This is a genomic window from Algihabitans sp. (genome assembly GCF_965226985.1).
In the GTDB taxonomy this organism is placed as follows: domain Bacteria; phylum Pseudomonadota; class Alphaproteobacteria; order Kiloniellales; family DSM-21159; genus Algihabitans.
Genome location: NZ_OZ245712.1, coordinates 3715958 through 3736049 on the forward strand (window position 1 = coordinate 3715958; position 20092 = coordinate 3736049).

Annotated in this window: 19 protein-coding genes and 1 tRNA gene; 6 read left to right on the forward strand and 14 right to left on the reverse strand. The window is 64.5% G+C overall.

What is annotated here, in order from left to right:
- Window positions 1–62 precede the first annotated feature (62 nt).
- From ACO054_RS16970 to ACO054_RS17000, 7 genes are all read right to left on the reverse strand, one after another.
- Window positions 63–896 carry a cytochrome c oxidase subunit 3 gene (locus tag ACO054_RS16970; RefSeq protein WP_421707770.1) on the reverse strand — a complete coding sequence of 278 codons (834 nt, stop codon included), beginning with the start codon at window positions 894–896 and terminating at the stop codon, window positions 63–65.
- A 107-nt stretch (window positions 897–1003) separates the two neighbouring features.
- The gene (locus tag ACO054_RS16975; RefSeq protein ID WP_421707771.1) at window positions 1004–1651 is read right to left on the reverse strand and encodes a cytochrome c oxidase assembly protein; all 648 of its coding nucleotides are present in this window, start codon (window positions 1649–1651) and stop codon (window positions 1004–1006) included.
- A 9-nt stretch (window positions 1652–1660) separates the two neighbouring features.
- The gene (locus tag ACO054_RS16980; RefSeq protein ID WP_421707772.1) at window positions 1661–1798 is read right to left on the reverse strand and encodes a hypothetical protein; all 138 of its coding nucleotides are present in this window, start codon (window positions 1796–1798) and stop codon (window positions 1661–1663) included.
- A 5-nt stretch (window positions 1799–1803) separates the two neighbouring features.
- Entirely contained in the window at window positions 1804–2775 is a 972-nt protein-coding gene (locus ACO054_RS16985) for a heme o synthase (RefSeq protein ID WP_421707773.1), read from the reverse strand.
- A gap of 135 nt (window positions 2776–2910) precedes the next feature.
- Complete coding sequence (gene ctaD, locus ACO054_RS16990) at window positions 2911–4521, reverse strand: cytochrome c oxidase subunit I (RefSeq protein WP_421707774.1); 1611 nt, start codon at window positions 4519–4521, stop codon at window positions 2911–2913.
- Window positions 4522–4585: 64 nt separating this feature from the next.
- Window positions 4586–5440, reverse strand: coding sequence for a cytochrome c oxidase subunit II (gene coxB / locus ACO054_RS16995; protein ID WP_421707775.1), 855 nt, complete (start codon window positions 5438–5440; stop codon window positions 4586–4588).
- A 320-nt stretch (window positions 5441–5760) separates the two neighbouring features.
- The gene (locus ACO054_RS17000; protein WP_421710379.1) at window positions 5761–7107 is read right to left on the reverse strand and encodes a DUF3422 family protein; all 1347 of its coding nucleotides are present in this window, start codon (window positions 7105–7107) and stop codon (window positions 5761–5763) included.
- A 165-nt stretch (window positions 7108–7272) separates the two neighbouring features.
- Here ACO054_RS17000 and tldD point away from each other — a divergent pair, with 165 nt between their 5' ends.
- The gene (gene tldD, locus ACO054_RS17005) at window positions 7273–8703 is read left to right on the forward strand and encodes a metalloprotease TldD (RefSeq protein ID WP_421707776.1); all 1431 of its coding nucleotides are present in this window, start codon (window positions 7273–7275) and stop codon (window positions 8701–8703) included.
- Window positions 8704–8997: 294 nt separating this feature from the next.
- Here the strand turns inward: tldD and ACO054_RS17010 are convergent, their stop codons facing one another.
- A complete protein-coding gene (locus tag ACO054_RS17010) occupies window positions 8998–10695 on the reverse strand; it encodes an adenylate/guanylate cyclase domain-containing protein (RefSeq protein ID WP_421707777.1) in 1698 nt (565 codons plus the stop codon).
- Between the two features lie 148 nt (window positions 10696–10843).
- Between ACO054_RS17010 and ACO054_RS17015 the strand changes: the two genes are divergently transcribed.
- Window positions 10844–11113, forward strand: coding sequence for a DUF1289 domain-containing protein (locus tag ACO054_RS17015; protein ID WP_421707778.1), 270 nt, complete (start codon window positions 10844–10846; stop codon window positions 11111–11113).
- Window positions 11114–11215: 102 nt separating this feature from the next.
- On the forward strand, window positions 11216–11659 hold the full coding sequence (locus tag ACO054_RS17020) for a VOC family protein (protein WP_421707779.1): 444 nt from the start codon (window positions 11216–11218) through the stop codon (window positions 11657–11659).
- Between the two features lie 103 nt (window positions 11660–11762).
- On the opposite strand, the gene ACO054_RS17025 is transcribed toward ACO054_RS17020, so the two are convergent.
- The 3 genes from ACO054_RS17025 to ACO054_RS17035 all read right to left on the reverse strand — a co-directional run bounded on the left by ACO054_RS17025 (window position 11763) and on the right by ACO054_RS17035 (window position 14412).
- Window positions 11763–13211 carry an NADP-dependent isocitrate dehydrogenase gene (locus ACO054_RS17025; RefSeq protein ID WP_421707780.1) on the reverse strand — a complete coding sequence of 483 codons (1449 nt, stop codon included), beginning with the start codon at window positions 13209–13211 and terminating at the stop codon, window positions 11763–11765.
- Window positions 13212–13379: 168 nt separating this feature from the next.
- A complete protein-coding gene (locus ACO054_RS17030; RefSeq protein ID WP_421707781.1) occupies window positions 13380–13892 on the reverse strand; it encodes a PAS domain-containing protein in 513 nt (170 codons plus the stop codon).
- Between the two features lie 443 nt (window positions 13893–14335).
- Window positions 14336–14412: transfer RNA gene (locus ACO054_RS17035), tRNA-Arg, on the reverse strand.
- A gap of 364 nt (window positions 14413–14776) precedes the next feature.
- Here ACO054_RS17035 and ACO054_RS17040 point away from each other — a divergent pair.
- The 3 genes from ACO054_RS17040 (at window position 14777) to gpt (ending at window position 17107) form a co-directional block, all read left to right on the forward strand.
- Complete coding sequence (locus ACO054_RS17040; RefSeq protein WP_421707782.1) at window positions 14777–15895, forward strand: hypothetical protein; 1119 nt, start codon at window positions 14777–14779, stop codon at window positions 15893–15895.
- 110 nt (window positions 15896–16005) lie between these two features.
- Entirely contained in the window at window positions 16006–16476 is a 471-nt protein-coding gene (locus ACO054_RS17045) for a DUF4864 domain-containing protein (RefSeq protein ID WP_421707783.1), read from the forward strand.
- A 154-nt stretch (window positions 16477–16630) separates the two neighbouring features.
- Complete coding sequence (gpt, locus tag ACO054_RS17050) at window positions 16631–17107, forward strand: xanthine phosphoribosyltransferase (protein WP_421707784.1); 477 nt, start codon at window positions 16631–16633, stop codon at window positions 17105–17107.
- 14 nt (window positions 17108–17121) lie between these two features.
- Here the strand turns inward: gpt and panC are convergent, their stop codons facing one another.
- The 3 genes from panC to ACO054_RS17065 all read right to left on the reverse strand — a co-directional run bounded on the left by panC (window position 17122) and on the right by ACO054_RS17065 (window position 19769).
- Complete coding sequence (gene panC / locus ACO054_RS17055; RefSeq protein ID WP_421707785.1) at window positions 17122–17991, reverse strand: pantoate--beta-alanine ligase; 870 nt, start codon at window positions 17989–17991, stop codon at window positions 17122–17124.
- The gene (panB, locus tag ACO054_RS17060) at window positions 17988–18803 is read right to left on the reverse strand and encodes a 3-methyl-2-oxobutanoate hydroxymethyltransferase (protein ID WP_421710380.1); all 816 of its coding nucleotides are present in this window, start codon (window positions 18801–18803) and stop codon (window positions 17988–17990) included. Before panB ends, panC begins: the two co-directional genes overlap by 4 nt.
- A 201-nt stretch (window positions 18804–19004) precedes the next feature.
- On the reverse strand, window positions 19005–19769 hold the full coding sequence (locus ACO054_RS17065) for a cyclic nucleotide-binding domain-containing protein (RefSeq protein WP_421707786.1): 765 nt from the start codon (window positions 19767–19769) through the stop codon (window positions 19005–19007).
- Between the last annotated feature and the right edge of the window lie 323 nt (window positions 19770–20092).

Below are 20092 nucleotides of genomic sequence, written 5' to 3' on the forward strand. Positions count from 1 at the left end.
AGAAGCTCGCCGCAGACCCCGCTCCAGCCGCCCCCCTTTCGGCGGCCGGCTATGGCCCTCCGCTAAAGCAGCTCGGGTCCAGCACCCCACCAGTAGATGGCGACGAACAGGAAGAGCCAGACCACGTCGACGAAGTGCCAGTACCAGGCTGCCGCCTCGAAACCAAAGTGGTGATCCTTGGTGAAATGGCCCTTGTAGGCGCGGAACCAGCAGACGCCCAGGAACAGCGTGCCGACGATCACGTGGAACCCGTGAAACCCGGTCGCCATGAAGAAGGCGCTGGTATAGACGTCGTCGGCGAAACCGAAGGGCGCGTGGGTGTACTCGTAGATCTGCAGGGACGTGAAAAGCAGCCCCAGCACGACGGTCAGACCCAGGCCCTGCAGCATTCCACTGCGATCGCCTTCGCGCAGTGCGTGATGCGCCCAGGTCACCGTACAGCCCGACAGCAGCAAGATTAGGGTGTTCATGAAGGGCAGGGTGAAGGGATTGAAGGTCACGGTCCCTTCCGGCGGCCAGACACCGCCCAGCGCCTCGGTCCGCGCCACCTGCTTCGCCTCGTCGGGGAAGAGCGCCGGGTCGAAGTAGGCCCAGAAGAACGCGGCGAAGAACATCACTTCGGAGGCGATGAACAGCAGCATGCCGTATCGCAAACCGAGCTGCACGACCGGCGTATGTACTTTCTGGAAGGTGGCCTCGTCGACGACCTCGCGCCACCAGCCGATCATCGTGATGATCACCATCACGAAGCCGATCGGCAGCAGCCAGAAGGTGATGTCGTGCATGAAGAGCACCAAGCCAAGCGCCAGAACGCCGCCCGACAGGGCACCGATCAGCGGCCAAGGGCTTGGATCCACCAGGTGATAAGGATGGTTCGGCTTCGCGTGATCGCTCATTCTTCCGCCTCTCGGCTTACCGCCGGCTCGCAGCCAGCTTGTTTGGTCGTCGCGGCGGCCTCGGCCGCAGGTCGTTTCTCGTTCCCGATCCGAACGCCGCCGGATCCCTACTGGTGCGGCAGAGCCGCCTGTTGCGCAGCCAAGGCGGGCTCCGAAGCCGCAGCTGGCGCTGAATGGCTCAACCGTTCTTCCTCCTCAAGCTGTCGCTCCCAGTCTTCAAGGTCGCGGAAGAAGGTGTAGGACAGCGTGATGGTCGTAACGTCGGCGGTCGCCGGATCTTCCTCGATCGCCGGGTCCACGTAGAAGCTGACACCCATACGGGTGGCCTCGCCCTGCGCCAGTTCCTGCTCCTCGAAGCAGAAGCACTGAACCTTGTGGAAGTAGCGCCCTGCCTTCGCGGGGGTGACGTTGAAGACCGCCGTTCCGACAGTCGGCATCTCGGCAGTGTTCTCGGCGGTGTAGAAGACCAGACCGGGTTCGCCGGGCACCAGAGTGACCGAGCGCTCCTCCGGTCCGAAGTCCCAAGGCAGCTTCTCGTCGACCAGTGCGTCGAAGCGCACTGTGACCTGGCGCGCGCCCATCTCTTCCGGCATGGCCTCCGCAACCTGGGTCGTTCCGCCGAAGCCAGTCACACGGCAGAAGAGGTCGTAGAGCGGCACGGCGGCAAAAGACAGGCCGACCATGCCGAAAACGACGCTGACCAAGGCAACGGCCACCTTGGCATTTTTCGTTCCGGTCCGGTGCGTCTCGCTCATTCGAGTCTCCTAGGCGCCCATTCTGACGATTGCGACAATGTAGACGAGGACGATGAAAGCCAACAGGGCCCCCATCAGGGCCAGGTTCTTGGCGCGCTTCTGACGATGCACGTCGCTGTCGCCGGGCCGGCGGCGGTCCTCCGTCATGGCGCTCACCCTCCCAGACCGACCAGGGCAGCCAGCCCGGGGATCAGACCCGGGGCCTTGTCGAGCATCATCAGCCCAAACAGCCCGAAGAGGTAGGTGAGCGAAAACTTGAACATCTGCTTGGCCGCCTTGTGGTCGGCCCCGTCCGCGTCCGATGCCCGCAGGACTCTCACCGCGTGGCCGACGAAGGCCAGACCCAGCAGGATCGCCGCCGCACCGTAGAGCCAGCCGGTCAGCCCCATGACTGCCGGCAGGGGCGCTAGCGGCAACAGCAGTAGAGTGTAGAGCAGCATCTGGCGCTTGGTGGCGGCCTTTCCGGCGACGACTGGCAACATCGGAACGCCGACCTTGGCGTAGTCGTCGCAGCGGTAGAGCGAGAGCGCCCAGAAGTGCGGCGGGGTCCACATGAAAATCAGCATGAACAGCAAGATCGAGCCGGGATCGACCGTTCCGGTCACGGCGGCCCAGCCAATCATTGGCGGGAAGGCGCCGGCGGCACCGCCAATCACGATGTTCTGAGGCGTGCGGCGCTTCAGCCAGATCGTATAGACGAAGACGTAGAAGAGCGTGGCCAACGCCAAGAGAGCGGCTGCGGTCCAGTTGACCGCGAGCCCCATCACCATGACCGAGAAGATGGTCAGAACGATGCCGAAGGCGAGTGCTTCAGACGCCTCGACACGGCCGGTCGGAATCGGGCGACGCTTGGTGCGGGCCATCACCGCATCGATGTCGCGGTCGTACCACATGTTGATGGCGCCCGCCGCGCCGGCCGAGACTGCGATGCAAAGGACCGCGACGGCCGCCAACACCGGGTGCAGGCTGCCAGGGGCGACGACCAAGCCCGCGATACCGCTGAACACCACCAGGGTCATGACGCGCGGCTTCAGCAGGTCCCAGTAGTCCTGGACCTGCTCGCGGGCCAGCTGGCCGGAGCGCGATGCGGCGGAAACACTCGAAGGGTAGACGCTGTCGCTCACGATCCTGAACTCTGTACCGGCCAACTCGTCAATCGCTCGTCCAAGGTGACGCCTCTGCCCGGGCGCCTTTGCGGCCACCGCCCGCCCCCGTACGACACGGAGGCGGGCGGTCAGGGCCTCGGGTAACGACCGCGCCTACTTGATGCGCGGCAGGGTCTCGAAGGTGTGGAACGGCGGCGGAGAGGACACGGTCCACTCCAGGGTCGTTGCGCCTTCGCCCCAGTAGTTTTCACCGACCTTGCGGCCGCTGGTCAGCACCCAGATCATCAAGCCGACGAAGAACAAGGTCGAGCCGAAGGCGATGTAGGAACCGATCGAAGACACGTAGTTCCAGAGCGCGAAGGCATCGGGATAGTCGATGTAGCGGCGCGGCATGCCCTGCAGCCCGAGGAAGTGCTGCGGGAAGAAGATCAGGTTCACGCCGACGAAGGTGGTCCAGAAGTGCAGCTTGCCAGCCCATTCCGGGTAGGTCCGGCCGCTCATCTTGCCGAGCCAGTAGTAGATACCGCAGAAGATTCCGAAGACGGCGCCCAGGCTGAGGACGTAGTGGAAGTGCGCCACCACGTAGTAGGTGTCGTGCAGCACCGTATCGATGCCGGCATTGGCCAGGACCACGCCTGTCACGCCGCCCAGCGTGAAGAGGAAGATGAAGCCGATCGCCCAGAGCATCGGCGTCTTGAACTCGATCGAGCCGCCCCACATGGTCGCGATCCAGCTGAAAATCTTGATGCCCGTAGGCACCGCGATGATCAGCGTCGCAATGGTGAAGTAGGCCTTGGTGTTCACGTCCAGGCCGACGGTGAACATGTGGTGCGCCCAGACGACGAAGCCGACCACGCCGATGGCCACCATGGCGTAGGCCATGCCCAGGTATCCGAACACCGGCTTCTTCGAGAAGGTCGAGACCACATGGCTGATGATGCCGAAGGCCGGCAGGATCATGATGTAGACCTCGGGGTGACCGAAGAACCAGAAGAGGTGCTGGAACAGGATCGGATCGCCGCCGCCCTCAGGGTTGAAGAAGTTGGTCCCGAAGTTGCGGTCGGTCAGCAGCATCGTGATGGCGCCGCCGAGCACCGGCACGGCCAACAGCAGCAGGAAAGCCGTCACCAGCATCGCCCAGACGAACAGCGGCATGCGGTGCAGGGTCATGCCCGGCGCGCGCATGTTGAAGATCGTGGTGATGAAGTTGATGGCACCCAGGATGGAACTGGCGCCCGCAAGGTGGAGCGCGAAGATCGCCATGTCGACCGAGGGTCCGGAATGCCCGAGCGATCCCGACAGCGGCGGGTAGATCGTCCAGCCGGTCCCCGCACCGGTCCCGACGAAGGCCGAGCCGAGCAACAGGAAGAAGGCCGGCACGATCAGCCAGAAGCTGATGTTGTTCATGCGCGGGAAAGCCATGTCCGGCGCGCCGATCATCAAGGGCACGAACCAGTTTCCGAACCCGCCGATCAGGGCTGGCATGACCACGAAGAAGACCATGATCAGGCCGTGCGCCGTGATGATCACGTTCCACATCTGGCCGGGGTCGGCCGACATGAAGTTGAAGATCTGAACGCCTGGCTCCTGCAGCTCCATCCGCATCAGCAGAGAGAGAACGCCGCCGATCAGACCGGCGATCACCGAGAAGATCAGATAGAGGGTGCCGATGTCCTTGTGGTTGGTGGAGAAGAACCACCGAACGAAGAAACCCGGCTTGTGATCGTGATGATCGCCGTGGGCGTGCGTGTCGCTGTAAGCCATGATCTATCCTTCAGCCGTCGGTTGCTGACGAGCCAGTCGTTCTTATGCGGTTGTCGGGCGGTGTTTAACGGGTGGCGGCCGCCTGGGCCACCTGCTTGCCGCCCGGCTCCGGCAGCAGCGCGGCCTGCTGCTCGGTTATCCAAGCCTCGAAAGCCTCTTGCGAGACCACTTCCACCATGATCGGCATGTAGGAATGCCCGGTGCCACAGAGCTCCGAACACTGTCCGTAGTAGGTGCCTTCTTCCGTCACATGCACCCAGGTCTCGTTCAGCCGGCCCGGGACGGCGTCGATCTTCACGCCGAAGGAGGGCACGGCGAAGGAGTGCAGCACATCGCCGGCGGTGACCAGGATGCGCACGGTCGTGTCGACGGGGATCACAACCGACCGGTCGGTCGCCAGCAGGCGGGGCAGATCCTGCTCTGCGGCTTCATCGTCCCGCAGCATGAAGGCGTCGAAGACGAAGTTGCCGTGGTCGGGATATTCGTAGGTCCAGTACCACTGCTTGCCGATGGCCTTGATCGTCATGTCGGCCTCGGGAATGACGTCCTGAGCGTAGAGCAGCTTCATCGAGGGGATCGCGATGATCACGAGGATCATCACCGGCACCGCCGTCCAGATCACCTCCACCATGGTGTTGTGGGAGGTCTTCGAGGGCGTCGGGTTGGCGGAGGCGCGGAAGCGCCGCATCACGTAAACCAGCAGGGCAAGCACGAAAAGGCAGATCAGCGTGATGATGACCAGCAGCAGATTGTGGAAGTCGTGGATCTGCTCCTTGATCGGCGTAACACCGGCTTGCAGACCGATCCCACCTGGCACCGGCTGCCCCATCAGCGTTTCCTGAGCCCAGGCTGTGCCGCTGGCCAGGAGGCCCGCGATCACGGCGAAAAACGCGCCGGTCTTGCTCATCAGCTTCATCATATTCGCTGTCTCGACCCTAATGTTTCCGCTTATCCGGGGCCTGCCGCGCGACCCTCGGTACAGTCCATCTCGCTTTCGCCCTAGCCGTTCTGTCCGCAGGCGACGGCGAACGGGCTTCGCTTGAAGTCAGCCAGAACCTAAACCAGGGACCTTAATGCAACAAGTCAGCAGCTCTGCGGCATAGTACCGCCAGGATCGGCCAGCGGCCCCTGAGATCGTTTGCATGCCATCGTTCCTGGCGGCCACTGCTGACATTTATTGATATTCGATTGCGGCAATTTGACGCAAACTATTGGGATGGCTGAGAGATTCGCCTTTCGTCACTTGCCGCGGCCGCCCGCACGATCCTCTCCGCCGCGCTCGCTCCGGAGCGAGCGTTTGACCCGGCGCACCCCCAGCCAGATCAGCAGAACGACGACCGGAATCGACAGCGCAGTGATCTGATCGGAGGACAGCGGCAAGCCGAAAGACTTGCTGCCCTTGGCGAGGTAGCCGACGAGACTGACGAGGTAGTAGCTGACCGCGGCGATCGAGAGCCCCTCGACCGTCTCCTGAAGACGAAGCTGCAGCTTCGCCCGACGGTTCATGGACTCGAGCAGATCCCGATTCTGCGCCTCCAGGGTCACGTCGACCCGGGTGCGCAACAGCTGCCCGGCGCGGGCCACCCGACGCGACAGGACGTCCAGGCGATCCTGGGTCGATTCGCAGGTCCGGATTGCAGGCGTCAAACGGCGGTCCATGAATTCTTGAACGGTTTGAAACCCTTCGATCCGCTGCTCGCGCAGCTCCTGTATGCGGCGCTGTACCAGCGCGTGGTAAGCGCGCGCCGCCGAGAAGCGATAGCTGGTCGCCGCGGCGATCCGCTCGATTCCAGCGGAAACCTCCGTCAGGTCGCGCAGCAGCCGCTGTTCGTCTTCCAAGCGGTCGCAGTCCGCCATCTCCTCCAGACTGCCGCGCAACCGCTCGCCCAGACGGGAGAGTTCGCCGCTATGCTGCCGCGCAAGCGGCAAGGCCAGTAGGGCCATCATGCGATAGGTCTCGATCTCGCAGAGCCGCTGCACCAGTCGCCCGGCCTGGCGCGGCCCCAGGCCGACATCCCGAACCAGAACCCGGCCGAAGCCATCATCGCCGATCCAGAAATTCATCCAGGTTCTGGCCGCACCGCCGGACATGGCGGACCCTGCATAGTTGTCGACCCCCATCAGCTGGCCGATTCTATCGGGATCCTCCTGGAGCGGCGGGGCATCGCGGGCCTCCAGCTCGACATGGACCCCCACCAGCATCCGGCCCTGCATTTGCTCCAACCAGTCCCGGGGCACCCGCTCGATCACCGGATGCGCGAAATGCGCAACCTTGCCGTCGTCCTTCAGCGGCGGCGCCTCCCGCGCATAAAAGGCGTAGGTCGAGAACTCGGTATGCCGCTCCCAGCGCAGGCGAAAGGGGCCGAGATCGACCATATGGAAATTGGCCGTGTCGCCGGGCGGCGGCTTGCCGTAGCGCTGACAGAGGTTGGCCACCAGGGCCCGCTCCTCGGCGACACCGCTCTCGCCGCTGTGCAAGGCGATATGGGTGACGCGCTCGCTTGGCTGCAGATGCGCGAAGGGACGCGCATGCACCTCGCGCGTCAACTCGTTGCGTAACTCGTGCTCGGTCAGGCCCATGGGCATGAACCGCAAATCCCCCTCTCAAGTCCCCTTCGCGCGCAACGTAAGTCGGACCCTGCGACCTGCCCCCCTGAATTCGCGCCCCCTAGCCTCTACATTATCGGGACGAGAACTGAAACGCCCTATCGGGATCGCACCCCACCAAGCCGCCGCGGAGACGAGTTCGCCATGACCCACCTCGCCGATACCGACGAACTGTTTTATGCGCGTGCCGGGCTGGACCGGGCGAAACTGGAAGGGATCGTGGACGACGCCTTGGGCAAGGCCGACGACGGCGAACTCTTCCTCGAGTACCGCCAGTCCGAATCCCTGGCCTTCGACGACGGTCGGCTGAAATCGGCCAGCTTCGACACCGATCAGGGCTTCGGCCTGCGGGCCGTCTCCGGCGAGGCGGCAGGTTATGCTCACGCCAGCGAGTTAAGCGAGGCGGCGGTCCAGCGGGCAGGCGAGACCGTGAAGGCGGTACAGAGCGGTCACGGCGGCACGATGGCCGACGCCCCCAGCAACACGAACCGGCAGCTCTATACCCCCGACAACCCGCTGAACGCCCTGGCCTTCGAGGCCAAGGTCAAGCTGCTGAGCGAGATCGACGCCTATGTGCGGGACAAGGATCCCCGCGTCCGTCAAGCCACCGTCTCGCTCGCCGGCTCCTGGCAGGCGGTACAGATCCTGCGTGCCGGCGGGGAGCGCCGGGCCGACATCCGCCCGCTCGTCCGCCTCAACGTCTCGGTCGTTCTGGAACAGGACGGCCGTATGGAGGCCGGCTCCTACGGCAGCGGCGGCCGGGTCGGCTACGACGGGCTGATCGAGACCGCCACCTGGCAGGCGGCGGCGGACGAGGCCCTGCGTCAGGCCGAGATCAATCTCGGGTCCGTCGACGCGCCGGCCGGCGAGATGCCGGTGCTGCTGGGCCCCGGTTGGCCCGGCATTCTGCTGCACGAAGCGGTCGGCCACGGCTTGGAAGGCGACTTCAATCGCAAGAAGACCAGCGCCTTCGCCGGCCTGATGGGCGAGCAGGTGGCGGCGCCCGGAGTTACGGTAATCGACGACGGCACCCTGCCGGACCGGCGCGGGTCCCTGACCGTCGACGACGAAGGCACGCCGACCGAGCGCACCGTACTGATCGAGGACGGCAAGCTGGTCGGCTACATGCAGGACCGGCAGAACGCGCGCCTGATGGACATGAAGCCAACGGGCAACGGTCGGCGCCAGTCCTACGCCCACATCCCCATGCCGCGCATGACCAACACCGTCATGCTGGGCGGCGAGGCCGATCCGGCCGAGATGCTTGCCGGCGTGAAGAAGGGCCTCTTCGCCGTCTCCTTCGGCGGCGGTCAGGTGGACATCACCAGCGGCAAATTCACCTTCTCCTGCACCGAGGCCTATCTGATCGAAGACGGCAAGATCGGCCCGGCCGTCAAGGGCGCCACCCTGATCGGCAACGGTCCCGAAACCATGAAGAAGGTGACCATGATCGGTAACGACATGGCGCTGGATCCGGGCATCGGCACCTGCGGTAAGGACGGGCAGGGCGTACCGGTCGGCGTTGGTCAGCCCTCCCTGCTGGTCTCCGCGATCACCGTCGGCGGCACGGCCTGAAGAAACGATCCACAGACCCTGTCGCCGAAGCGTCACGGTCGCTTTGCCTAAGTGACCCTGCGGTTACACCAGCGCGACATCAAGCCGTCCTAGCCTGACCTCTCTGCCGTTCGGACCGCGGGAGGCCTCGCACCAAACGCCCTTCCTCCTGCGTCCACCGCCGCTTCGCGAGAGGGAGGGGAATCTTATGTTCAAGTCCTTTCGCGGCCTCCAGCTTCGACCTGGCCCTGACCCAGAACGACCACGGCAAACCCGGCCACTGGCACTGGCATCTCACCGCCGAACGACGTTGAGTTACGCGTCTACCGTCGCCAGCTTGATCGCGCGGGCGTCGGCGAAGACCAGGACGTCCAGAGGCGCGTTGCGTCCGCGCAGCTCGATCTGGCGATGCTCGGCGCCTTCGGCAGGCAGGCCGGCACGTTCCGCCAGGGCGGCGGACACGACCAGTTGGGCGCCGAAGTCCTTGGTCGCCTGTTCCAGGCGGCTGGCGGTGTTGACGGTGTCTCCGACGGCGGTCAGGGAGATGGCCTCCCCCCAACCCATCTCTCCGACGATCGCCGGGCCGATATGGATGCCGATCCCGATCCGCAGGGGCTCGGGCTGGTCCCCGGCGAGCGCCCGCTCCACCTCCTGCAGTCCTTCGGCCATCAGGTGCGCCGCCTGCAAAGCATTGCGCGCGGCCTGTCGACCGTTGTCGGACAGCGTCGGCTGGACGCCGAAGAGCGCCATCACACCGTCGCCGATGAACTTGTCCACCCGGCCGCCGGCCCGCTCCACCGCCTCCCCAGTGGTGCGAAAGTAGCGGTTCAGCAGAAAGACCACGTCGAAGGGCAGCCGAGTCTCGGACAGGCGCGTGAAGCCACGCAGATCCGCGAAGAGCACCACGACCTCCCGCTCCTCGCCCTGCAGGTAGCCCGGCCGCGCCCTGGCATCGCGGGCCGTGACCTGAGGCGGCAGCAAGGGCTGCACGTCCAGATCGTGGGTCGGACGGGTCTGGCAGGCGAGCCGGACGTTCGGTGCGGCCCCGACCCGTCGGAGCACCTTCGCCTCGGCAGCATCGGCCGGCGGCAGGGAGGAGAGACCCTTGCCTATCCGAACCCGGCAGGTCGAGCAGCGCCCGCGCCCGCCGCACAGCGAGGCATGAGGAATTCCGGCACTGCGGCTGGCCTCCAGGATCGTCAAGCCCTGAGGCACCCGTACGCGCCGCCCGTCCGGGTAGGTCAGGATCACGACGCCGCGTCGATGCTCCAGGAACCGCCGCCCGCGGCGCGCGGTAAGCGCAGCCAGCAGCAAGGCGCCATATCCCAGCCAGACACCGCGTTCCACCGACCCGATGAAGGCGCCCTTCTGCGGATCGGCAATCTGCGCCACCAGGGCGTCGGTAAAGGGCAGCTCCCGCTGCTCGTAGAGATAGTGAGCCCACTGACCGGCCATCCAGGTGCCGGCCAACGACAAAGTGGGCACCAGCAAGGCGGCGGCGAAGAGACCGCTACGCCAGCGCGGGAACCAGGGCTTGAAGCGAAGCCAGAGATAGAGGCCGAGGCAGCCGTGCAGCCAGACCACGAGCGTGACAAACAGCTGCCGAAGGCCGTTCTCCGGCGAGAACACGAAGTAAATCAGGAGGATCGGCGGATAGCCGACCTCTGTATCCAGAAAGGTCTCGATCCCCCGCGTGCCGGCGATATGCAGGACCAGAAGCGGCGGAATGGCGAGGCCCAGCAGAAGCTGCCAGGTCTCGCCCGGCCGCATGCGGAAGTCGCGGCGGGCGTAGAGCGCCCAGACCGCCAGACCGGCATGCACAGTGAAAGCGCCGTAGAGCAGAAGCAGTCCGACCGGCCCGTTCCAGACGAAGCCCTGCACGGTCAGGACGTTCTGCATGGCCTCGAGCGAGATCAAGCCGGCCATGTGGTTAATCAGGTGCGTCAGCACGTAGGCGAAAAGGATCAGACCCGAGACGAGGCGGGCACGACGAATCACTTGAAGGCTCTGCATGCCGGGCGACCGGTCTCGCTTCGAGTGGCGCTGCGCGCGGGTCGGCGAGCAGCTGAAAGCGCGGGGATCATAGGCGTTGCCGGATCTTTCTGCGACGCGAAACACGCCTATATGCTGCGGCGTCTTTTCTCACGGACCCCGGAACCTCATGCCGCTTTCCCTCACCACCGAAGAGCGCCGCCGCCGGCGCCTCCTGCTGAAGAGCGAAGGCCGCAACCTGATAGATGACTCCATCGCCAGTCCCTGCGTGTCCATCTGCAAGATCGACGCGGTCACCAACCTCTGCGTGGGTTGCCGCCGGTCGGTCGGCGAGATCACCGACTGGTCCCTCCTGACGGCGGAAGAGAAGACCGAGATCTCGGCCGAGCTTTCGGCTCGCGATCCCGAAGGGCGGCAGTCTGCGGCAACGACGGGCTGATCAAAGGCAGCGACTTGATCGCACCCAGCCCTTTCGCCACCTGATGGCGGACGACGAACGGTCACCGCGATACGACAGCAAGAACATACGGAGAGATCGCCCATGCAATACCTGCATTCCATGGTTCGGGTCAGCGACGTCGAGGCCTCGCTGGACTTCTTCTGCAACAAGCTGGGCCTGGTCGAGGTCGAGCGGATGGACAACGAGAAGGGCCGCTTCACGCTGATCTTTCTCGCCGCGCCGGAGGACGTCGAGCGCGCGAAGTCGCCCCAGCGCGCGCCCATGGTCGAACTGACCCACAACTGGGATCCGGAGGACTACGACGGCGGGCGCAACTTCGGGCACCTCGCCTACCGGGTCGACGATATCTACGCGGTCTGCCAGCGCCTGATGGACGGCGGCGTCACCATCAACCGTCCGCCGCGCGACGGCCGCATGGCCTTCGTCCGCTCGCCGGACGGCATCTCGATCGAGCTGCTGCAGCGCGGCCAAGCGCTGCCGGCCCAGGAACCCTGGAACTCGATGGAGAACAGCGGCAACTGGTAGAGCGGCGGCTGGGACGGTGAAAACAACGGGCGGCGCCAAATAGCGCCGCCCGTTTTTCTTTCGAGGCAGGGCCTGTCCGCCCTGCCGCGCCGACTGGCTTCGGCTATTGGCCTTGGCCGAGTGAGAAACCGGGCTCGCCGTCGAAGGTGCAGAGGTGCTCGGTCTTGATGAAATCGACACCCGACTCCGCAGCACGGACCTGCAGAGCCGCGATCTGACCGTGATCGACCGCCGCTCCGTCGGTTTCGGCCAGGAAACGGCAGCGCCAATGGTCGGTGCAGAAGGTCTCCGGCAGGCCTTCGGGCCAGACCTTGACGCCCCGGTTGGTGATCATGGAGAGCTTCAGACCGTTCCCGCCCAGGGGCTGGACCTTGTCGGCAAGCTGCTGCGGGCCGCCCTCGGCCCAATGGACGAAGAGATCCACGCCGACGGTCTGCTTAGCCTTCGGCGCGGAGCGCACCGCCGGCGGCACGGCGATGCCCTTGCCGTCCTTGTTGTAGGACACGGCCGGCAGCGTTTCGGGTTTCTGGCCCAGGCGGGCGATCACCGCGTCGGCGAAGGCGCTCGTCCCAACCTTCTGCCGGCTGACCCCCTCCGCGAAGATGTCGTAGGTGTGGATACCCTCTTCGAGGGTGCGCAGCCAGGCATTGTGAACCTGTTCGGCCGCCGCTGCCTGACCGATGTGAACCAGCATCATGACACCGCCCAGCAACAGGCCCGAGGGGTTGGCGACATCCTGGCCGGCCCGGCGCGGCGCCGAGCCGTGGATCGCCTCGAACATCGCACAGTGTTCACCGATGTTGGCGGACCCCGCGAGACCGACGGAACCGGCGATCTGAGCGCCGACGTCCGAGAGAACATCGCCGTAGAGGTTCGGCATGACGACGACATCGAAAGCACCCGGCGTATCGGCCAGCTTCGCGGCGCCGATATCGATGATCCAATGCTCATTCTCGATCTCGGGATAGTCGGCGGCCACTTCGTCGAAGACCTTGTGGAACAGGCCGTCCGTCAGCTTCATGATGTTGTCTTTGGTGAAGCAGGTGACCTTCTTGCGGCCGTTCGCGCGGGCGTATTCGAAGGCATAGCGCGCGATCCGCTCGGAACCCGGGCGCGAGATCAGCTTAAGGCACTGCACGACCTCGTCGGTCTGGCGGTGCTCGATCCCGGCGTAGAGATCTTCCTCGTTTTCCCGCACCACCACGACATCCATGTTCGGGTGCTTGGTTTCCACGAAGGGATGGTAGGAGACGCAGGGGCGGACATTGGCGAACAGCCCGAGGGATTTGCGTACGGTGACGTTCAGACTCTTGAAGCCGCCGCCCTGGGGCGTGGTGATCGGGGCTTTGTAGAAGACACGGGTGCGGCGCAGCGAGTCCCAGACGCTGGCTTCGATACCGGCCGTATTGCCTCGGTTGTAGACCGCTTCACCGATCTCGACCGTCTCGATGTCGAGCTCCGCTCCGGCTGCTTGGAGGATACGCAAGCTCGCATCCATGATCTCCGGGCCGATACCGTCGCCGTGGGCAACGGTGATGGGCGTTGCAGCCATCGTCTATCCTCCTTGTGATCGCTTTACGCGGGAACGCGCCGTTGCGACATCTAGGTAAAGGAGGAGCCTTGGGGAACTTGATTTCGCCAATGGCAGCCATCGGTCTGCCCAATGAACCGTCCCGCCCCTGGATTTGTCCGCGCGTCTACGTGCCAGGGCGCGCCGGCCTTATCCGGCTTGCAGGGAGGCCAGGGGAAGAAACAGAGTAGTGACCGGCTCGGCGAGCAGCGTCGGCGCTTCCTGCGTGACTTCGCCAAGCGGGGGCTGTAGCTCGGCGGTCGAGGAGATGATATGGCGCGGCCGACCGCTCTCGTCCGACAGGGGCAGACGCAGAACCTCGACCAAGCCTTCGCGGCCTGACGGGAAACGATCCCGCACGGTCGTGAGCTGAGCACAGGGTTCGTCCAGGACGCGGTTCATTGCGACCATGACGCCGGCCTTGAAGCGTTCGGGAAAGACTTCGAAGATGTTCGCGCCTGTCGGATCGACGCCGATCCGCATGACGACACGCTGACCGACGATACGGACCCGGAAGTGCTCCGGCTCGATCCGCTCGTAGACGATCAAGTCTCTAAGGAGTTGCGGGATCTCTGTCGGATCGATTGCCGCCTCTGTGGGCAGATCGCCGTCGCGTTTCTTCGAGAGCCAATAGTTGAGTAAGGCACGGTTGGTTGCGTGCAAGTCGGGCTGGGGACGGCTGTTACTTGAAGTACTGGAACTGCTGAGCGGCATTGCGGAGCGGTAAATCACCTGTTGATCGGCTTGAACCAAGTCCTACGCGGACTAAGCGTACTTTATCCTCATTTTAGCGTATCCGATATGGCAGGCGATGCGAACCGGATCGAAAAAGGCGGCTGAAATTGGGCGTTCCCGCCCGCGCCGATCGCTGATCATGCCGGGACCACGCCGAGAAAACGCAACGCAGGGACATTAGTTCGATAGCAAAGGCGACTTTAGACGACGTTTGATGCCTGATGCGGATGCGCCCGATGCCGATGCGATCGTCCGCTTGAATAAAGACGACCCGCCAGAAGACGGAACTCGGAAAAAAGAAAACGACACACTCGTGATTAGCAGACGTCGCCCCCGGCTCCGTCTATTCCGTCTAGCAATTTCAGAAAGAATGGCGCGCCCGGGAAGATTCGAACTCCCAACCTCCTGATCCGTAGTCAGGTGCTCTATCCAGTTGAGCTACGGGCGCTTGTCGAACAAAGGGAAACGACGCCGTTGCGCGCCCTCCGTCGCGAAGGCGCGGAACATAGGCGAATCGAATCGGGGGTGCAAGAGGCAGTCCCGACCCTGTTTTTCCGCCGTCTCGGGCTTGGACTTAAACCACCTTTTCATATTTCCGCAGCCAAATAAGGCTTGGTTAACGCAAGTGCAGAAGGGCGCTCGACAAGTCCACCGAAATGCGGGCAAATCCGCTTGTCCCCTTGTGACTGCTCAAGTACCATCGCGGCGCCGGTTTTGGGGGATTCGGCATTGGTTTTGTTTACCCTTAGGGAAAACCTGGGTCTCGGCCAGGCAGTTCTTTGCCGAGTCTTGCAACAGCATGAGATGATCAAATGAAGCGCGTTACAGGCCTGACCGCCGTCGCCGTCGCTATTACGATTCTGACTGGATGTTCGGCTGACGAGTCGGATCTGTGGCCTTCGCTTGAGGCGACCGAGCCCGGAGGCAGCGCGCAGACCGTCCAGCAGCAAACCCCGGCGGGCGGGCCATTGCAGCTCAACACGGGCGTCTTCGAACCAACCGGGGTGACGCCGGGACAGCCAACCGGCACCGCCGTCGGCGAAAAGGTGCAGGCTTTGCGGACCGATCTGCAGCGTCTGCAGACCCAGGTTGGCGAGGAGAACCGCCTGCTCCAGGAGTACCGGGGCGACGCGCGGGACACGGCGCGCGACTACAACACGATGGTCAGCACCATCAACGCACGCCTGCAGACCGGCACGACCCCCGGCAATCCGGATCTCGTGCAGCTTTGGAACCAGTCGCAACTCGAGCTGTCGCAGGTCGCGACCTCCATCAACAACATGAACGCCCTAGCCGCCAACACCGGCGCCACCGCCTCGCTTTCGACGTTTCTGCTCGACTCCGTGCGCGCGACCTACGGCCTGCAGGGCGCCGTCGACGAAGACCATCGCCAGCTCGCGATTCTGGAGGACGAAACCAATCAGACCGTGGTCCTGATCGAGCGCCTGCTGACCGAACTGACGGAGGACGTGCAACGCCAGACCGCCTATCTCGCCTATGAACGGTCCGAGCTAACGGCCCTGTCCGTGGCGATCCGCAACGGCGAGTTCTTCGCCGGCAGCCTGGGCAACCGGTCCTTCGGGATTGCCGCACCGCCCCCCGTCGGCGGCGGCGCCGGCCTTGTCGGGCGAACGCAGCCGCTCGTCGTGATTCGCTTCGACCAGCCGAGCGTCGAATACGAACCGGCCCTCTACGGCGCCGTCAACCAGGCCCTGTCGGCACGGCCGAACGCGGGATTCGACGTCGTGTCCGTGGCGGCCGGCTCCGGCGCGCAGGGTCAGGTAGCCCTGGCCAGCGGCCGCTCGGTCCGGAACGCCGAGGCGGTGGTCCGCTCCCTGACCGAGATGGGGCTACCGGCCGACCGCGTATCGATCTCGGCGGCCACCAATCCGGCGGCGGCGATCAACGAGGTTCACGTCTACCTTCGGTAGCCTTGTGAACGGCTGTTAGCTTTATGCCCGGCGGCACTGGTCTTCGCCGCGGAACGCCCCATCGTTCTCCATAACCTTTCAAGCCTCCACTCTGCGAGGCATGGAAGGACATGAAGAAAGATTGGGGACACAGCTTCATGCCTAGCCGCTTCGCCGTCTTCGTTTTAGCGATCCTGATGACAGCCGGCGGGTTTGCACCTGGCCCGGGCCCGGCGCAGGCCGAGTCGACCGTCGCTTCAGCCGCCGCAATCCGGCTGGTCATCGAAAGCCAGCTCGAGGCCTTCCGGCGAGACGACGGTGCCGAGGCCTTTTCCTACGCCTCGCCCTCGATCCAGCGGAGGTTCCGGAGTGCCGAGGTCTTCATGCAGATGGTTCAAACCGGCTATCCGCAGGTCTATCGGCCACGCAGCGTGGAGTTCGAGGATCTGGATTTCGCAGAAGATCGCGCCGTTCAGGGTATTTTCCTCGTCGGACCCGACGGCCGCGGCGCACGCGCGCTCTATTTCATGGAGATGCAGCCGAACGGCGGCTGGAAAATCGACGGCGTTCAGCTGCAGCTTTTGCCCGAAACGACCACCTGAGCGGGCTGTCGTCGCCCCTGCACGGCATGACACGAGATAAGAATGAGAGCCATCCTTCGGTCGTGCGCGCCTCCCAAGTCCCCATAGGCGTTGTCAGTCGCCTCGCCCTCGGCTAGACCGCTGGGGAACAAGGGTTGGGAGTTATGAGAGCGGAATGACGGGTCGAACTTTTCCGGTGTCCTGGTGGGAGCTTCATCGCGATGCCAAGGCACTGGCCTGGCGGTTGATGGACAAGTCCGACCGGACCGGTCCCTTCAAGGGGGTGATCGCGGTGGCACGAGGGGGCATGGTGCCGGCGACGATCGTTGCGCGCGAACTGGAACTGCGTCTGGTCGATACGCTTTGCATCGCGTCCTACGACGATCGCGCGAAGGGCGAGATTCAGGTCCTGAAGTCGATCGACGGCGACGGAACGGGATGGGTCATCGTCGACGATCTGGTCGACACCGGCGCGACGGCCCGCGCGGTGCGGGAGCTGCTGCCCAAGGCCCACTTCGCCACGGTCTACGCCAAGCCCGAGGGTCGTCCGACGGTCGATACCTTTGTTACCGAAGTGAGCCAGGACACCTGGATCCTCTTTCCCTGGGACAGCGAGATGCAGGAAGTGCCCCCGATCGCCCGCAGCAGATAGAGCAGAATCGGGCCTCAGCGCCGCTCGACAGCGATATTGTCGATCAAGCGCGTCGTGCCGAGCCAAGCCGCGGCGAGCAGGCGGGCAGGCCGGTCCACCTGCCGAAGCGGCATCAGGTCGTCGGCGGCATGCAGGGCCAGATAGTCGATCTTGGTGAAGCCGGCGGAGCCGAGGCGTTGCTGTCCCTCGGGCAGCAACAGCGACGCCGGCGTATGGCCGTCCGCGAGTTCCTCGGCGATTTCCGTCATCACGCGATGGAGCAGCGGCGCCACCGCCCGCTGGGAGTCTGTCAGGTTGACGTTGCGGGAGGAGAGGGCGAGCCCGTCGGGCTCTCGCACGGTTTCCACCGGCACGATCTCGACCGGAATGTCCAGGTCGCGCACCATCTGCCGCACGACCGTCAGCTGCTGGTAGTCCTTTTCCCCGAAGTAGGCACGGTCGGGCAGCGACTGCAGAAGCAGCTTGCACACGACCGTGGTGACCCCGTTGAAGTGACCCGGGCGATAGAGCCCTTCTAGGACGTCGCTCACGCCGGTCACCGCGACCGTCGAAGCGAAGCCGGAGGGGTACATATCCTCGACCTGAGGTGCGAATAGCAGATCGCAGCCTTGCTCCGCCAGCAGCCTTGCATCCCGCCCTTCGTCGCGCGGGTAACGGCTAAGGTCTTCCTTACGGTCGAACTGCTTGGGGTTCACGAAGATCGTCGCCACGGCGCGGTCGCAGTCGACAATCGCTTGCCGCAGCAGCGCGAGATGACCGGCGTGGAGGGCGCCCATCGTCGGGATCAGGCCGATGCTCTCGCCGGCCCGGCGCCAGGGGCGCGTTGCCGAGCGCAGGTCTTTGACGCTCCTCAAAATCGGCAGGGACACGGCGGACCCGCTCATGCACCGCGTTTCCGGTAGAGCTGATCCGGCCCTGGAAAGGCGCGACTGCGCACCTCTCCGGCGTAGCGTTCCGCGGCTTCCTCGATAAGGGGAGCGAGATCCGCGTAGCGCTTCACGAAGCGGGGGACCCGGGACCCGGACAGGCCGAGCAGGTCTTCCGTCACCAGGATCTGGCCATCGCACTCCGCCGCCGCTCCGATACCGATGGTGGGAATCGAAACGGCCCGGGTGACCTCCTGCGCCACGCTCTCCAAGGTCCCCTCGATCACCAGAGAGAAGGCGCCGGCCTGCGCCACGGCACGCGCGTCCGCAAGTACCTTCTCGGCTTCCGAAGCGTCGCGTCCGCGCGCACGGAACCCGCCGAGCGCATTGACCGCCTGGGGCGTAAGGCCGACGTGCCCCATCACGGGGATACCGCGTTTGGTCAGAAAGCCGACGGTCTCCGCCATCTCCTCTCCGCCTTCCAACTTGACGGCGGCGGCACCCGTCTCGGCAAGCACACGGGCCGCACTGCGGAAGGCGAGCTGCGGGCTTTCCTGGTAGCTGGCAAAGGGCAGGTCCACGACCACGCAGGCACGCCGGCTCGCCTGCGCGACGGCGCGTCCGTGGGCGATCATCGTCTCCAACGTGACCGCCAGCGTCGAGTCTGCACCGTAGAGCACCATCCCCAAGGAATCGCCGACCAGCAGCACATCGACGTGAGCGTCGAGCAAGCGCGCCATGGGGGCGCTGTAGGCAGTCAAGCAGACGAGGGGAGCGGTTCCCTTGCGTCCGGCGATCTCCGGGACGGTCAGACGCTTGGCGGCTGCGATCCGCTGGGTTTCGGCAGGGGTCGTCGACACGGTTTGACTAAGCTCCGCACTAAGCTGTCGCCCTGCGAGCAGCTGGAGGCGCGACGTGGGGTATCAGTCGTGGCTTGGGAGCAATAGCTTGCCGGGTGCAGGAAAGGCAACGTGCAAGCCGGGGGCGAAGGGGGACAAGCCGCTCGGACCTGCAGCTCGATGCCCTGAGACTTAGGCGCCTTCGGCGATCTCGCGCAGGGTGTCGATGCTGGTCAACTCGACCTTGTTGGCCGGCAGCAGGGAGATCAGATTGCTTGTCTTCAGCTGCGTGAAAGTCCGGCTAACGGTCTCGGTCGTCAGACCGAGGTAGTCGCCGATATCGGTCCGGCTCATGGGCACCGCGATCGGGTTGGGGCTTTGCCCACGCTGTTCCGACCTTTTCGAGAGCATCAACAGGAAGCTCGCGATCTTTTCCTTGGCCGTCTTTCGCCCGAGCAGGAGCATCTGTTCCTGTGCCACGGCGAGTTCGTGACTGGCCATACCGAGCAGCCGGCGCTCCATCTTCGGAAAACGCTCAAGCAACTGCTCAAGCTTCTTGCGCGGGAACTTGCAAACGGCCGAATGGGTGATCGCCTCGGCGCTGTAGGCATAGAGGCTGTTGTGCGCCAAGCCCATGAAATCGCCGGAAAAGAGGAACCCGATCACCTGCCGACGCCCATCGGGCAGCAGCTTGTAGACCTTCACGGCGCCGGCGGTCACGCTATAGACGTTGTCGGCCGGCTCGCCCTCGTCGAAGAGAGGATCGCTCGGATGCAATTCGACCGTACTGACGATCTTGGCGACATGCCCGAGCTCGTCCTCGGCCATAGGCGCACAGAAAGTGAGATGACGTACCGAACAGGCACCGCAGGGCGAAGGGCCGGACGCCACATCATCCTGCTCGGCGGCCGTTGCCGGACCCAGTTCGCGGATACGAGTGACGTCGAAGGGCGACATGGTTCTGCGCTGCGTCCCGATCCGGTATCGCATGGTGTCACAAGAAACGGTGTCGTAAGAACTTGACGCATCCGACCGGACAATTCAACAGCTACCGACCGAATCGGCGTGTTTATACATGAAAATTCGTTCGTATCAAAACAGTTATAACCATTTGAAAAACCTGGATATTGTGCCGGCCAGGGGCCGGAAACCCAGGCGTTGACGCAGATCAAGGCGGCTGCCGCGCAGCACGCCCCAGGATGCGGTCATGCGCTGCCCCGATCCCATAACTCGCAATCAGAGCCTCACGCCCGTGGACCCTTCGTCGCCCGCGAGAAACG

Excerpts from the sequence above, each read along its gene's own strand:
- ACO054_RS17015 (WP_421707778.1), top strand. The coding sequence starts at position 10,844 with ATGCCGCTTTCCCTCACCACCGAAGAGCGCCGCCGCCGGCGCCTCCTG.
- gpt (WP_421707784.1), top strand. The coding sequence starts at position 16,631 with ATGACGGGTCGAACTTTTCCGGTGTCCTGGTGGGAGCTTCATCGCGAT.
- ACO054_RS17000 (WP_421710379.1), bottom strand. The coding sequence starts at position 7,107 with ATGCCCATGGGCCTGACCGAGCACGAGTTACGCAACGAGTTGACGCGC.
- coxB (WP_421707775.1), bottom strand. The coding sequence starts at position 5,440 with ATGATGAAGCTGATGAGCAAGACCGGCGCGTTTTTCGCCGTGATCGCG.
- ACO054_RS17065 (WP_421707786.1), bottom strand. The coding sequence starts at position 19,769 with ATGTCGCCCTTCGACGTCACTCGTATCCGCGAACTGGGTCCGGCAACG.
- ACO054_RS16975 (WP_421707771.1), bottom strand. The coding sequence starts at position 1,651 with ATGAGCGAGACGCACCGGACCGGAACGAAAAATGCCAAGGTGGCCGTT.
- tldD (WP_421707776.1), top strand. The coding sequence starts at position 7,273 with ATGACCCACCTCGCCGATACCGACGAACTGTTTTATGCGCGTGCCGGG.
- ACO054_RS17020 (WP_421707779.1), top strand. The coding sequence starts at position 11,216 with ATGCAATACCTGCATTCCATGGTTCGGGTCAGCGACGTCGAGGCCTCG.
- ACO054_RS17010 (WP_421707777.1), bottom strand. The coding sequence starts at position 10,695 with ATGCAGAGCCTTCAAGTGATTCGTCGTGCCCGCCTCGTCTCGGGTCTG.
- ACO054_RS17045 (WP_421707783.1), top strand. The coding sequence starts at position 16,006 with ATGAAGAAAGATTGGGGACACAGCTTCATGCCTAGCCGCTTCGCCGTC.
- ctaD (WP_421707774.1), bottom strand. The coding sequence starts at position 4,521 with ATGGCTTACAGCGACACGCACGCCCACGGCGATCATCACGATCACAAG.
- ACO054_RS16970 (WP_421707770.1), bottom strand. The coding sequence starts at position 896 with ATGAGCGATCACGCGAAGCCGAACCATCCTTATCACCTGGTGGATCCA.
- ACO054_RS17040 (WP_421707782.1), top strand. The coding sequence starts at position 14,777 with ATGAAGCGCGTTACAGGCCTGACCGCCGTCGCCGTCGCTATTACGATT.
- ACO054_RS17025 (WP_421707780.1), bottom strand. The coding sequence starts at position 13,211 with ATGGCTGCAACGCCCATCACCGTTGCCCACGGCGACGGTATCGGCCCG.
- ACO054_RS16980 (WP_421707772.1), bottom strand. The coding sequence starts at position 1,798 with ATGACGGAGGACCGCCGCCGGCCCGGCGACAGCGACGTGCATCGTCAG.
- panC (WP_421707785.1), bottom strand. The coding sequence starts at position 17,991 with ATGAGCGGGTCCGCCGTGTCCCTGCCGATTTTGAGGAGCGTCAAAGAC.